Below are 15,086 nucleotides of genomic sequence, written 5' to 3'. Positions count from 1 at the left end.
TATTACATTTTTATTACAAAAACACATATTACCTATTACGGTTAGCTGCATACAACCCATCTATAATGCCATCAGCCAGTCCGATCACAGGCACATAAATGTATTCAGAATGGAGAATTTCTGCTATCGTCAGAAATATTTCGGATGCCGGAACAATAACATCTGCCCGATCGGGTTTCAAATTAAATACTTGCATACGTTCTTCGAACGAAAGCAACTTAAGTTTCTCATAAAGAGACTTCAATACTATAACCGATATGCGCTGTCGTTTCTTATCGGTTTTCTCTGCCAAACGATACAATTTATTGATATTCCCACCTGAACCGATAATATTAGTTCCGGAATAGATTTCCGATAATGTTCTCATATCGGCTTCAAGACGTTTCCACTCTCCAAAATCTACCGCATCATTCAACATACGTACCGTTCCTATATTATAAGATTTGGAACAGACCAACTCACCCTTTACCAATAAATTGACCTCTGTACTTCCGCCGCCAACATCCACATACATATAATTCCCATGCCGGTCTTCCATACACTCTATATGGTTATTATAGACCATACGGGCTTCTTCCTGTCCCGTAATAATCTCAATTTTAATTCCGGTTTTTTTCTCTATCATTTTAATAATATCTTTCCCGTTGACAGCATCCCGCATTGCAGAAGTTGCGCAGGCTCGATAGTCTGCGACATCATATATCTTCATTAAATGACGATACGATTTCATCAAACGAATCATATTTTTTTCTTTCTTTTCAGAGATACGTCCTTTAGAAAAGACATCAAATCCTAAACGAAGAGGTACACGAAGCAACAATACTTTCGAGAATTTTTTTTCAGAATTTTCGTTTATATGCTTAATAAGCAATCGCACCGCATTAGAACCTATATCGATAGCAGCATAATTCATTTCAGACCGCTTATTTTTACTCCTATTTTCTTTATTCATTTTTGATTTTCTTCTAAATAATAATCATACAATGCACTTTGGGAACGAAATGAGACATCACTGTCCGTAGTCCATGAACAATTTTTACCAGTACCATCTACTACACGTCCTTGCAAAGTATCTCTCAATCCATAATCGATAATTTTTTTCATTTCCTCCTTTATAGCTTGATCATACACCGGCGTTATGACTTCTATACGGTTATCCAAATTACGCGGCATCCAATCTGCCGAACCGAGAAAAACTTTTTCCTTTCCTCCTGCCGCAAAAATAAATATGCGCGAATGCTCCAAATAACGATCGACAATACCGTTAATATGTATATTATCGCTTACTCCCCGCACTCCTGTAATAAGAGAACAATTTCCTCGTACAAGCATATCTATCAACACTCCTTTTTGCGACGCTTCGTATAATTTATTTACGATAACAGGATCTGTTACATGATTTATCTTAATCTTAATATACGCCGGTTTTCCCGCTTTTTTATTTTTTATCTCGTCATTGATAAGAGATAAAAACTTTCGCTTCATCTCATTCGGTGAAACCAATAATTCTTTAAAACGAACAGGTATGTAAGGATATTCGATAAAATCGAATACGGAATTAACATCTTTCACAATACGTGGAGCTGAGGTCATCAACATACAATCAGTGTAAGACCGTGCATTTCCTTCATGAAAATTTCCCGTACTTATACAAGCAATATCCATACCTGTTTTCATTGAAATATGGGCAATTTTCGAATGTACTTTCAAACCTTCTACTCCAAAAATCACTTTGATTCCTGCATCCTGCATTTTTTTCGACCATCCGATATTAGAAGCCTCATCAAAACGCGCAAGTAACTCGATAACAACAGTTACTTTCTTCCCATTACGAGCAGCACCAATCAAAGCTTTTACCACTTTCGACTCTTTAGCTAAACGATAAAGAGTTATTTTGATACCTTTTACCTGTTTATTTACCGCAGCTTCTTGCAATATCCGTATAAAAGAATCAAAACTGTGATAAGGAACATGTATAAAACGATCTTTTTTATGAATTTCATCAAAAATACTTCCGGAAACAGAAAGTTCCTTCTTCAATATAGGAGGCCACAAAGGATATTTCAGATCTTTACGCCCGCAATCCGGGAAGTGCATCAAATCTTTATGATTCTGATAACGTCCACCTCCCAAAACAGTATCGAGACTGTCAAGATTTAATTTTTTCAATACCCTTTTCAAAAGATCTTTAGGCATCTCCATGTCATAAACGACACGCAAAGGCTCTCCTTTTTTACGGCTTTTGATTCCTTTGGATATTTTCTGAAGCATTCCGTTACGCAAATCGTTATCGATTTCCATCTCAGCATCACGAGTAAATTTAAAAGAGTACGCTTCAAAACGGACATAATCCAATCCATTAAAAATCAAAGATAAACAGCATCTGACTACATCATCGAGATACATCAAAAAACTTTTCCCGTCTTTATCGGGTAACCGTACAAAACGCCCACAAACAGAAACCGGAAGTTCAAGCAATGCATATTCCGAAGTAGCGTTCGTATTCTCTTTCGACAATTTTACAGCCAAATATATGTCTTCATCAGTCTCACTGTCAAGTTGCTTTATTGCCGAAAACCAAACCGGAACAATAAAACCATTCAATTTTTCCCAATAAAAAGAACGAATAAAACCGAGTTGCTCCTCATCTGCTTCCTTATCAGAAATCAAATAGATATTTTCACCGCGCAATTTCTCTGTCACATCCTTTACCGCCTTCTCATAATCCTTAGAATAACTGCCATTTAGTTTAGCTATACGCTTAATAAGTTGTTTGGCATTCTCTCTTTCCCGTAAAGCAGAGCGATCATTACATTCGGCAATCCGATTTTGAGTTGCCACACGTACCCGAAAAAATTCATCTAAATTATTAGAATAAATTCCCAAGAAAGCTAAACGTTCTAACAAAGGAACATCTTCCTTGCAGGCTTCCTGAAGAATTCTTCGGTTAAAATACATCCAACTAATATCCCGGTCTAAGTAATATCGGCTTAACTTCTTATCTCCCATATCATCGTATTTTCTGCAAAAGAAGAATACTTACGTTACAATTATATTACATATTTATAATAATACAATTAAATTCGGCACAAGTTCTTCTTTCACAGCCAATAACTCCAAAATATAACCTCTTTTTACTATCAAAACTATTTTTCACGCCAAATCATATCTTTAAATTGCCAATATATGAAAACCATTCTCCCTGTCAAATGTTTTATATCTACGCAAAATCGTTATTATATAAACTTATAGAGATATTTATGGCACAAAAAGTAGCAGAACAAGTCGTTGACATGCTGGTCGATACCGGAGTAAAGCGAATTTACGCTGTCACTGGAGACAGTTTGAATGAAATCAATGACGCAGTAAGACGAAATGAAAAAATAGATTGGATACATGTCCGTCATGAAGAAACAGGAGCTTTCGCCGCCGGAGCTGAAGCCCAAATAACCGGTAATATCGCTTGCTGTGCCGGAAGCAGCGGACCGGGGCATGTGCATCTGATAAACGGAATATATGATGCTCATCGTTCCAATGCTCCAGTAATAGCAATAGCCTCAACAATCGCCACCCATGAATTCGGCACTAAATACTTTCAAGAAACAAATACGATAAAATTATTCGATGATTGCAGCTATTACAACGAAATAGCGACAACCGCACAGCAATTGCCGAGAATGATGCAAGCTGCAATTCAAACAGCTATTTCAAAAAAAGGCGTTTCTGTCATCGGGTTACCCGGAGACTTAACTTCTCAGAAAGTTGCCAACATAGATTCTTCTAACACGCCTTATCACACACAACCCGTTGTTTCTCCCCAGATTACAAAAATAAAAAAAATTGCTTCTTTATTGAACAAAGCGAATAAAATCACCATCTTTTGCGGTATAGGTGCACAAAATGCTCATGACGAAGTAGTCGAATTGTCACAATCTTTAAATGCACCTGTCGCATATTCGTTTAAAGGGAAAATGGGAATTCAACATAATAATCCGAATGAAGTAGGCATGACCGGACTATTGGGCTTGCCATCAGGATATTATAGTATGCAAGAAGCGGAAATATTATTATTGTTAGGCACGGATTTCCCATATACCCCCTTTATGCCCGAAAACAGTTATATCATCCAAGTCGATATCCGAGCTAATCGCATAGGAAGAAGAGCGAAAGTAAATATGGGTGTAGTCGGAGATGTTAAAGATACTCTCAAAATACTAAACCCGCTTATAGAACCCAAAAAGGATGACAGTTTCCTTAAACGGCATTTGAAAATATACGAAACCGTAAAAAAGAATCTCAATACTTATGTCACAAACAAAGGTGCGGAAAACAAGATACATCCCGAATATGTAATGCATCTTATCAATAAAAAAGCCGATGAAAATGCCATATTTACCGTAGATACAGGGATGACTTGCGTATGGGGAGCTCGTTATCTGGAAAGTACCGGAAAACGAACGATGTTAGGCTCATTTAATCACGGATCAATGGCAAATGCTATGCCTCAAGCAATCGGCGCTGCATTGGCTGCTCCCGAACGGCAAATTATAGCCCTGTGCGGTGATGGCGGACTTTCTATGCTCTTGGGAGATTTAGAAACAATTGTACAGTATAAACTCCCTGTAAAAATCATAGTGTTTAACAACAGGGCTTTAGGAATGGTAAAATTAGAAATGGAAGTAGCCGGACTCCCTGACAACCAAACGAATATGCTGAATCCTGACTTTGAACTTGTAGCTAAGGCTATGGGTATGACCGGGTTTACCGTACGACATCCTGACAATGTAGAATCTGTTCTCGAATCGGCGATGAAAACAGATGGTCCGGTATTAGTAAATATTATGACCGATCCTAATGCTTTAGCAATGCCCCCCAAAATAGAGTTCGACCAAATGCTCGGATTTGCACAATCTATGTACAAACTAATTTTGAATGGAAGAACAAAAGAAGTCATGGAAACGATAAATTCCAATATAAAACATTGGAAAGAAGCTTTATGATGTGTTATCCACTAAATTTCACTATCTTTGCAGTCCGTTAATTTAATTCGGCGATGAAAAAGAAAATGAAATTTACTCAAGAAGATTACCTCAAAGCTAACAGAAAAGCGAGCCGAGAGGAAGAAATCGAAAAACACGGACGTCCGGTTTCTTTTAATCGAATCCATGTCTCAAAAAAAGTATATAACCGAAAAAGGATTAAGGCAGGCGACAAAAACCTGCCTTATTTATTTGAAAAAGCTGCATGAGATTTAGAGCCTATCTAAATTTGCCAATAAGAAAATATCATCAGGTCATTTTTGCGCTTTCTTCCGGTTTATTTTCCCGTTTTCCCTCGTCAAATAGCCCGCTATCATCCTCGTAAAGACAACAGAACATCCTCGAAGGAAGCTCCTAACCGACCCGTATAAAATTCAGGTAAACTCCCAAAGGAGATGTTTAAATTTTATTGAATATAAAAACAGAAGGCCGGTCTCTCCCGAGCCGGCCTTCCCAAACTTGAAATATATCAAAAACAAGAAAGAGGATAGCTTATTCCAAGAATAAGCAAGGATAATAATACCAATGAAACACACAAAAAACAAGAATATCATAAATAGATAAAACTTAAAGCTTTCCACGTTATTCCAGACTACAATCTCTATTGTTCGTCTAATAAACGATCCTGTATCGCTTGTTTGACTATAAAACATTCCAAATCTCTCAATTGTTTTTCAATAAACATTATTTAACAATGAAAACCGATTCAATCTTATGAAGATATTTTTTCCACCCGCTTCGACTGCAATAAAATCCGTTATATTTGCACTTTATTAAAAAACGGAACACATTATGAGCACATTACCTCCCTCAGAAATAGTAATATCTGCAGAAAAATCGGCTTTGCAAAAAATCGAATTCAGTACACGAAAAACCGTTATTTTAGGCATATTGGCCGGAATTTATATAGCAATGGGAGGATTATTGTCTCTTCTAATCGGCAGCGGATTTCCTGAAATAACGAATAACAATCCCGGACTACAAAAACTTCTTTCCGGTTGCATGTTCCCTTTGGGGCTCATATTAGTTGTCATCGCCGGAGCAGAACTATTCACCGGCAATAATGCGATTTTAATACCGGGAGTATTAAACGACAAATATAAATGGACGGCAGTATGGAAAAACTGGGTTATCGTTTACTTCAGTAATTTTCTCGGAGCTCTTTTTTTTGTTTATGTTATGGTACATTCGACAGGAGTTGTCGCATCCGATCCTTGGCATTCGGCAATAAAAAATATTGCAGTCGCCAAAGTATCGATGTCTTGGATTACAGTCTTCTTAAAAGGAATCGGAGCTAATTGGCTCGTATGTCTTGCCGTATGGTTAGGAATGAGTTCGTCAAGTACTGCCGGGAAATTCATAGGATTGTGGTTCCCGGTTATGGGTTTTGTCGCAATCGGATATGAACACAGTATAGCCAACATGTTCTTCATTCCGTTAGGTATGCTCCAAGGAGCAGACATATTGGTTTACGATTTCTTGGTAAGCAATCTCATTCCGGCAACATTAGGAAACATTATCGGAGGTGCTCTATTCGTAGGTAGTTTTTATTGGTATGCTTATCTAAAAAAATAAAACATTTGCTCTTAAAGCCTATATATCTTATATCCTAAAAGGATCGGAATAATGTACTATACCCTGTACTCCGTCCAAAGCACCGGGAAATAATTCTATTGCCATACAATATTCTTCTGGGACATCGAAAGGAAACTCGATGTTAAAATCAGAAGCTTTTTTATAACCGAATCTCGGATAATAGTCTTTATGCCCTAATAAAACGGCAGAACTATAGCCCAACTGTGAAGCTCGTTTATGTGCTTCCCGAAGCAACTCTCCTCCTATACCCTGTTTCTGAAATTCAGGTAAGACGGAAAGCGGAGCTACAGCTAATGAAATAACCGACTCATTTCCTGATACTATCGCCACTTTCGTGAGTAAAATATGTCCCACTATTTTTCTCTCATCAACCTCTGCTACTAAAGAAAGTTCCGGAATAAAAGCATCCGATTTGCGCAAACGACCGACTAATAGATGTTCGGTATGATCGCTTTCTTTTACATTTCTGAAGGCATATTCTACCAAATCGTCAACAAGCTTATAATCAAAAATTTGTTCTTGTCTAATTTTAATATTCATTATTTATAAAATTACTCAAACTTATTGACCGACAAAAGAGAACTTCAAAACATTTTTTTCTTCAGCATTACTACACTACCGGCATCTTTTGACAACTTAGTGTATCCATAAAGATGCACAAAACCGAGAACCGTTACAAAAATAAACGCCAATCTAAAGTCTGGAATGGTATAATGTCCTGCAATTCCATGATTTATAATATTCGAAAAACGCAAAACTACCGCTCCCATGGCGATTCCCATGCCTGTTGACATTTGTTGTATGGTACTATACAAAGTATTTGCCGCTGTCGTCTGGGAAGCTGGTGTATCGGTAAAAGCCAGAGTTGTTAAAGAACTGAACTGTAATGATCGAAAAAGACCTGCTGTAAATAAAACTAAGACAATGACATAAACCGGAGTCGTAGGCATCAACAATGCGGTAAAGAAAGTAAACAAAGCCGAAAAACAACCGTTTACGATCAATATCGTACGAAATCGGAAACGGTGCATAATCCATACTGTCAATGATTTCATAGACAAATTTCCAACCATTGTGGATAAAAACAGCAGTCCTGACTCAAAAGGATTCAGTCCAAATCCTTCTTGAAACATCAACGGTACAAGATAGGGAAAAACTCCTATAATCATCCGAGATACAGACCCGGTAAGAATCGTCACTTTATAAGAATTAATTTTCATTACAGAATAGTCGATCAAAGGATGCGATATATGTTTCGAATATCTGACATTAAACCACAACAAAAGCAAACTAAAACCTATAATCAACAAAGAATAAAAATAAGAAACACCGTCTTTGCTTAAAATTTCAACTCCATACATAAATCCGGCTAAAGAAAAACCGCTCAATACAAATCCTACAGCGTCAAAACGAACTTTCAACCGTTCTTTACGCTCTTCAGAAGGGATATACTTCCATGCCAAAAAGATGCATATAATACTGATCGGAACGTTTAAATAAAAAATATACCGCCAATCCCAATAAGTCGTTAAATATCCTCCGACAAGAGGTCCGATAATCGGAGCGACTAATGCAGGTAAAGTAATATAGTTCATTGCAACCGGCAAGTCTTCCTTAGGTGTAGTCTTCAATACAGCCAAACGCCCCACAGGAGACATCATCGCACCCGCCATTCCCTGCATAATACGATACAGAACAAATTGAGTCAAGGATACAGATGTCCCGCATAATGTCGAAGCTAAAATAAAAAAAGCGACAGCAATACAAAAAACATTGCGTGTACCAAAACGATCGGCAATCCACCCGCTGACCGGAATAAATATAGCCAAAGCTATTAAATAAGACGTTACTCCTGTACTTAAATGAATAACATCAACTCTAAAAGAACGAGCCATTGCGGGTATTGCCGTATTTACGGCTGTCGTATCCAAGAATTGCATAAAAAATGCAATAGCAACTATCAAAGATACAGTGACAGATCTGTTAAACTTAAACGGTAATTTCTTTTTCCACCTCATCCATCTCTATTTTCCACCGAAATCACACAATTTTTTCATCAAACTTCATGAAAAAATTCAAACTCCGTATTTTCATTCAGATCGGGAAAAATGATCATGCTCTCAGAGCCTATCTGAATTTTCCTTAAACCGATGCAAAGATACTCGATTTATATCATTTATCATTTCTTGAATATCGCAAAACCGCTCTATTTCTCACTAAAAAAACAAAAATGCCAAAAAGACTAATATTATCCTCTTATCGGAAAACTTAGACAGCCTCTTTCTTATTAAGTTCTGAGAAAGTATCCCCCAATTATTCCATCATAAACTTGTTCAAGGATAATGCAAATGTATCATTATACTGTTTTTGTAAACGCACCAGTTCTCGATTCATAAAATCAACGACTTTCCCGTATTCCGGATCATCAAACACATTATGCATCTCTGTCGGATCTTTTTCGAGATCATACAGTTCCCAAGCATCTATATCGTTATAAAAATGTATCAACTTATATTTATCCGTACGAACTCCATAATGACGTTTTACGGCATGTTCTGCCGGATATTCATAAAAATGATAATAAAGAGACTTTCTCCAATTTTTCGGATTCTTCCCTTTCAATAAAGGAAGTAAAGAAATACCTTGCATATCTTCAGGGACAGGTACTCTTGCCAAATCTAAAAATGTAGGTGCATAATCTATATTTTGAACTAATTGAGAAATATCTCCTTTTTTATCAAAATCTTTCGGCAAACGCATAATCAAGGGGGTACGCATAGACTCTTCGTACATGAAACGTTTATCGAACCACCCGTGTTCTCCCATATAAAATCCCTGATCAGAGGTATAAACAATCAATGTATTCTCCAATAAGCCTTTTTTATCAAGATAATCGAGAATCCTCCCGACATTGTCATCCAAGGATTTTACTACTTTCATATAATCCCTCATGTAACGCTGAAATTTCCATTCAGCCAACTCTTTCCCGCTTAGTTTCCGAGAATAAAAATCTTGTATTATCGGATCATAAAAATGATCCCAAACCTTACGTTCTTCCGGAGTCATCCGACCTATAATTTGTTCATATACCGATTTTAAACGACTCTCTTTCCCAACTGCCAACATTTTCAGATCATAAATAATATCCATATCTTCGGCAATACTCATTTCCTGTGCCGCAGCAGCAAGACGTCCGTTATAATCATCAAAAAAATTATCCGGTAACGGGAAAATTTTATCTTCATACAAAGAAAGATTCTTTATCTCAGGTAACCAGTCTCGATGTACAGCCTTATGATGCAAGAATATAGCAAAAGGTTTGGTCTCATCTCTCTCATTCTCCAGCCAATTTATTCCTATGTCGGTAATCAGGTTCGTAACATATCCTCGTCTTTGTACCGTATCATTATTCATACGGATAAAATCCGGATTATAATAATCGCCCTGGCCGGGAAGAATCTCCCAATAATCAAATCCTGAAGGCAGACTTTCAAGATGCCATTTACCCACCAACGCAGTTTGATATCCGGCTTTTCGGAGAAGTTTAGGCATTGTTTGCTGAGAAGAGTCAAAAACACAAGTGGTATTATCGGTGAATCCATTTGCATGACTGTGTTTTCCCGTAATCATACAAGCCCTGCTCGGCCCGCTTAATGAATTGGCAACAAAGCTGTTCGTAAAACGAACGCCATCTGCTGCAATACGGTCCAGGTTCGGAGTATTTATATAACGGGTATCATAACAACTCATCATCTGAGCCGTATGATCATCCGTCATAATATATACAATATTATAGTTTTTTGCAGATTTTCCTTTTTCCCCTGAACAAGACAATGCAGAAAACAGAACTGCGACTCCCGATAACGAATATAAAACTTGACCAGAATATTTCATTGTATCAGTTAAATTTTAGAATCTGTTTAAATCTTATACTATCCGTTTCAACTATGAAGATGACTTTCGAATAGAATTTAAAAACTTGACTGAAACAGATTCTTAAGGTTTACAATAATTATTCCATTATTTTTTTCGAGATTTCACCTCATTCAACAAGACCGAAAGACGCTTTACAACTTCCGGATATTGTATCGCTACATTCTGCTTTTCTGCCGGGTCGGTAGACAGATCGTACAACTGAGCTTCAGGGCTGTTTCCCAAATCCATTTCCACCCATGAAACGGCATTAGGCATTTTACTCGGCTCTATATATTTCCATTTTCCCTGAATAATCGAGAGTGTATTATTCAGATTTTGCTGAACGACATATTCCCGGTCTTTCGATTCGTCACCTAAAAAGACAGAAAGATTGCCTTGGCTATCCGGAGCAACACCTTTCGGTAAATCCTTGCCCAACAATTCTGCCATAGAAGCAAATACATCGACTTGCGAAAACAACGCATGTTGCTTTACAGGTTTGATTCTATCCGGCCATCGGACAATAAACGGCACACGTGTTCCGGCTTCATAAGCACTATATTTACCTCCTCTATAAATTCCCATAGGCGTATGCCCGTTCAGATTTTCCAAAGCCCCATCTATATATCCGTCATCAATCACAGGTCCGTTATCACTTGTAAAAATAAATAGAGTATTATTCGCTATGCCCAAACTGTCAAGCGTATGCATCAATCGCCCGATAGTCCAATCCAGTTGCAATATGACATCACCTCTCACACCCAAACCGCTTTTTCCGGCAAAACGAGGATGTGGAATACGAGGAACATGCACATCCTGAGTCCCTAAATATAGAAAAAACGGATTTTCTTTATTTTTGGCTATAAAGGCTTTAGCTTTAGAAACTATCGTGTCGGCAATATCCTCATCTACCCATAAAGCGGATTTACCTCCCGTCATATATCCGATACGCCCTATACCATTGATAATCGTATTATCATGACCATGACTCGATTTCAATTTCAATAACTCAGGATTCTCTTTTACTGTAGGCCAATTACCTACTTTTTTATTATAATCTACAAAAATAGGGTCTTTCGGATCAAGATTTACCACCCTGTCATTTTCGATATATACACACGGAACACGATCTACCGTAGCAGGAATAACAAAATCATAATCAAAACCTATATTTCGAGGGCTCGGAGTTATCTCTCCATTCCAATCAGGTCCATTCGGCCCTCCTAATCCCAAATGCCATTTACCGATCGCACCGGTAACATAACCAGCGTTCTTAAACAGATCAGCCATAGTAACACATGCCGTATCGATAATCATACCGGCATTCCCCGTAGCGATCTCGGTATTCTCATAACGCCACGGATATGCTCCTGTCAACAAACAAAACCGAGAAGGGGTACTTGTTGCCGACGATGCATAAGCGTTCATAAACTGAGCTCCCTGAGCCGCCAACGAATCGATATGTGGAGTCTGTATTTTTGTCGCACCATAACAACTCAAATCACCAAAACCCAAATCATCCGAAAAAATATAAATTACATTCGGTAACCGATCATCTGACTTTATAACTTCTTTTTTCGGGGAAACCGTACATCCGGTAAATAAAGAAAATCCGGGGAGCAGACTCCATAATAAATAAGGATGATTCATTCTAATAGTATTTTTAAAGTTTACCATATACCAACCATTAATAAAAAGGACAACTTATTCCATAGTTTAGATTTTGTATATCCAAAGTATTTTTACAAAAATAAGATACTTTTTGAGTTAAAACAATAAATTGGTTGTTAATCTTTCCACACCCTATACATACACATCAAAATTATTCTTCCGACAAGAATCTCACCGATCTATTTTTTCGTACTTTTGTAATATCAAATCAAAAAGCGATATTTATGTTACAACCTCTGGCAGAAAGATTACGTCCACAAAATTTAGACGAGTACATAGGACAAGAACATCTGGTAGGGAAAGACGCTATTTTACGGCGAATGATCGATGCCGGACAAATTTCCTCCTTTATTTTATGGGGGCCTCCGGGAGTCGGCAAAACGACCTTAGCTAAAATCATATCCAATCAGTTAGACGTTCCGTTCTATACCCTAAGTGCAATTCATTCGGGAGTAAAAGACGTACGCGATGTTATAGAAAAATGCAAAAATAACCGGATGTTCCAAACGGGCAGACCGATACTTTTTATTGATGAAATACACCGATTCAATAAATCTCAACAAGACTCTTTATTAGGCGCTGTAGAAAACGGGACTGTTACCTTGATCGGTGCAACGACAGAAAATCCCTCTTTCGAAGTAATACGTCCTCTCCTATCGCGCTGCCAGGTATATGTTCTCAAATCTCTTGAAGTAAAAAATTTACAAGCGCTTCTCGATCGAGCGATTCATTGCGACAAAGTATTGAAAAACTTAAAAATAAAAATACAAGAAACGAATGCACTGTTTCGTTACTCAGGAGGCGATGCCCGCAAACTTCTCAATATTTTAGACCTGATTACCAGCTCGAACGAAACTGAAAAAACAATAATTATCGATGATGCGACAGTAACAGAACGACTGCAACAAAATCCGTCAGCATACGATAAAGGCGGAGAAATGCACTATGACATCATATCGGCATTTATCAAGTCGATTCGGGGAAGCGACCCAGACGGAGCTATTTACTGGTTAGCCCGAATGGTAGCCGGAGGAGAAGATCCGGCCTTTATCGCCCGACGTCTTGTCATATCGGCAGCAGAAGATATCGGACTCGCTAATCCGAATGCCTTGTTAATCGCCAATGCTTGTTTCGACGCGCTTCAGAATATCGGATGGCCTGAAGGACGGATCATTTTGGCCGAGGCAACGATTTATCTGGCGAGCAGTCCTAAAAGCAATTCGGCCTATATGGCAATAAATGATGCTTTAGGGATAGTAGAACGTACCGGAAATCTACCTGTTCCGTTACATTTGCGAAACGCGCCGACATCTTTGATGAAAGAATTAGAATACGGTAAAAACTATAAATATGCACATGACTATGAAAATCATTTTGTCAAACAACAATTTCTTCCGGATGAATTAAAAAACGACTCTATATGGAAACCTCAGCCCAATCCGGCAGAAAATAAATTAAAAGACCATTTATCTTATTTATGGAAAGACCGTTATAAATAGACAAACTCCTTAAAAACGGGATTACAACTATAATATTGTAAACCAAACGAAGAGTAAAATAACAAATAGTTTTTTTATTTGTCCATTTATATTCAAATTGATCGGATATTTTTTTTGTTATACATAAAATTTGTATTAATTTCGCAGCATCGATATACAACAGAAATTGTTTTTAATCCGATCCGGAATTCTCCGAATATTACATATTTATAGAAACCTTAATATGCATGCCGGAAAACAATTTCCTAAATATTAATAGAACAGTATATAAACTATAAATATTGAACAAATGAAGAAGCACAATTTTTACGCAGGTCCTTCTATTCTGAGTGAATACACCATCAAAAACACGGCTGATGCCGTATTAGATTTTGCAGGGACAGGATTATCTTTATTGGAAATATCACACCGTAGCAAAGAATTTGTCGCTGTAATGGATGAAGCACAAGCTCTTGTAAAAGAGTTATTAGATGTTCCGTCCGGATACGAAGTCGTTTTCCTCGGTGGTGGCGCCAGTTTGCAATTCTGCATGGTTCCGTTCAATTTGTTGAAAAAGAAAGCCGCTTATCTTGAAACCGGAACTTGGGCTGTAAACGCTATTAAAGAAGCCAAGTTATTCGGTGAAGTCGATGTTGTCGCTTCTTCAAAAGAAGCTAACTTTACTTATATTCCTAAAGGATATACAGTACCCGAAGATGCCGATTACTTTCACATCACTACCAATAATACTATCTTCGGTACTGAAATGCGCTATGATCCGGACGTAAAAGTACCGTTGGTAGCAGATATGTCTTCGGACATTTTTTCGCGCCCGATCGATATTGCCAAATACAATATCATTTATGCCGGAGCACAAAAGAACTTAGCACCTGCCGGTGTTACAATCGCAATTGTTCGTGAAGATGCTCTCGGACATGTAGATCGTGCTATTCCCACCATGCTCGATTACCGAACCCATATCAAAAAAGGATCTATGTTTAACACTCCTCCCTGTTTACCGGTATTCTCAGCATTGCAAACATTAAAATACTACAAGCAATTGGGTGGCGTTAAGGTGCTTGAAAAAATGAATATCGAAAAAGCAGCTATTCTTTACGATGAAATAGATCGCAATAAACTGTTTAAAGGAACAGCTAATGTAGAAGACCGCTCGATCATGAACGTTTGTTTCGTAATGAATGACGAATACAAAGACCTGGAAGACGAATTTATCAAATTCGCGACAAGCAAAGGTATGGTCGGCATTAAAGGTCACCGCTCCGTAGGAGGTTTCAGAGCATCCATTTACAATGCAATGCCAAAATCAAGTGTCGAAGCTTTGATCGACACGATGAAAGAATTTGAAAAAGCTCATTAATAAGGAGAT

Annotated in this window: 11 protein-coding genes; 5 read left to right on the top strand and 6 right to left on the bottom strand. The window is 37.7% G+C overall.

Annotated elements, in window-relative coordinates; translation table 11 throughout:
• Window positions 1-28: 28 nt before the first annotated feature.
• Both AC0UMU_RS05305 and AC0UMU_RS05300 read right to left on the bottom strand, forming a co-directional pair.
• Window positions 29-952 carry a Ppx/GppA phosphatase family protein gene (locus AC0UMU_RS05305; RefSeq protein ID WP_288641330.1) on the bottom strand — a complete coding sequence of 308 codons (924 nt, stop codon included), beginning with the start codon at window positions 950-952 and terminating at the stop codon, window positions 29-31.
• Window positions 949-3,009, bottom strand: a complete 2,061-nt coding sequence (locus AC0UMU_RS05300; RefSeq protein ID WP_288641333.1) for an RNA degradosome polyphosphate kinase — start codon at window positions 3,007-3,009, stop codon at window positions 949-951. Before AC0UMU_RS05300 ends, AC0UMU_RS05305 begins: the two co-directional genes overlap by 4 nt.
• 251 nt (window positions 3,010-3,260) lie before the next feature.
• On the opposite strand from AC0UMU_RS05300, the gene AC0UMU_RS05295 reads away from it, so the two are divergent.
• The 3 genes from AC0UMU_RS05295 (at window position 3,261) to AC0UMU_RS05285 (ending at window position 6,614) form a co-directional block, all read left to right on the top strand.
• Window positions 3,261-5,000: a thiamine pyrophosphate-dependent enzyme gene (locus AC0UMU_RS05295; protein ID WP_031258477.1), complete on the top strand. Its 1,740-nt coding sequence runs from the start codon at window positions 3,261-3,263 to the stop codon at window positions 4,998-5,000.
• A gap of 53 nt (window positions 5,001-5,053) precedes the next feature.
• The gene (locus AC0UMU_RS05290) at window positions 5,054-5,248 is read left to right on the top strand and encodes a hypothetical protein (RefSeq protein ID WP_009319270.1); all 195 of its coding nucleotides are present in this window, start codon (window positions 5,054-5,056) and stop codon (window positions 5,246-5,248) included.
• Between the two features lie 583 nt (window positions 5,249-5,831).
• Window positions 5,832-6,614 (top strand): formate/nitrite transporter family protein, encoded by a 783-nt coding sequence (locus AC0UMU_RS05285; protein ID WP_022600926.1) that lies wholly within the window; start codon window positions 5,832-5,834, stop codon window positions 6,612-6,614.
• Window positions 6,615-6,641: 27 nt separating this feature from the next.
• Here AC0UMU_RS05285 and AC0UMU_RS05280 read toward each other — a convergent pair whose 3' ends face one another.
• From AC0UMU_RS05280 to AC0UMU_RS05265, 4 genes are all read right to left on the bottom strand, one after another.
• Complete coding sequence (locus tag AC0UMU_RS05280) at window positions 6,642-7,175, bottom strand: GNAT family N-acetyltransferase (protein WP_022390415.1); 534 nt, start codon at window positions 7,173-7,175, stop codon at window positions 6,642-6,644.
• A 44-nt stretch (window positions 7,176-7,219) separates the two neighbouring features.
• Window positions 7,220-8,653, bottom strand: a complete 1,434-nt coding sequence (locus AC0UMU_RS05275) for a DHA2 family efflux MFS transporter permease subunit (RefSeq protein WP_022600923.1) — start codon at window positions 8,651-8,653, stop codon at window positions 7,220-7,222.
• Window positions 8,654-8,948: 295 nt separating this feature from the next.
• Entirely contained in the window at window positions 8,949-10,529 is a 1,581-nt protein-coding gene (locus AC0UMU_RS05270; RefSeq protein WP_278714729.1) for a sulfatase family protein, read from the bottom strand.
• Window positions 10,530-10,655: 126 nt separating this feature from the next.
• Window positions 10,656-12,200 (bottom strand): sulfatase family protein, encoded by a 1,545-nt coding sequence (locus tag AC0UMU_RS05265; RefSeq protein WP_278714730.1) that lies wholly within the window; start codon window positions 12,198-12,200, stop codon window positions 10,656-10,658.
• A gap of 245 nt (window positions 12,201-12,445) precedes the next feature.
• Here AC0UMU_RS05265 and AC0UMU_RS05260 point away from each other — a divergent pair, with 245 nt between their 5' ends.
• Window positions 12,446-13,720: a replication-associated recombination protein A gene (locus AC0UMU_RS05260; protein ID WP_473979889.1), complete on the top strand. Its 1,275-nt coding sequence runs from the start codon at window positions 12,446-12,448 to the stop codon at window positions 13,718-13,720.
• Between the two features lie 289 nt (window positions 13,721-14,009).
• Window positions 14,010-15,077 carry a 3-phosphoserine/phosphohydroxythreonine transaminase gene (gene serC, locus AC0UMU_RS05255; RefSeq protein ID WP_009319261.1) on the top strand — a complete coding sequence of 356 codons (1,068 nt, stop codon included), beginning with the start codon at window positions 14,010-14,012 and terminating at the stop codon, window positions 15,075-15,077.
• Window positions 15,078-15,086: the final 9 nt, after the last annotated feature.

It is taken from the genome of Coprobacter fastidiosus (assembly GCF_982245605.1).
This window is presented reverse-complemented; position numbering and strand designations above follow the sequence as displayed.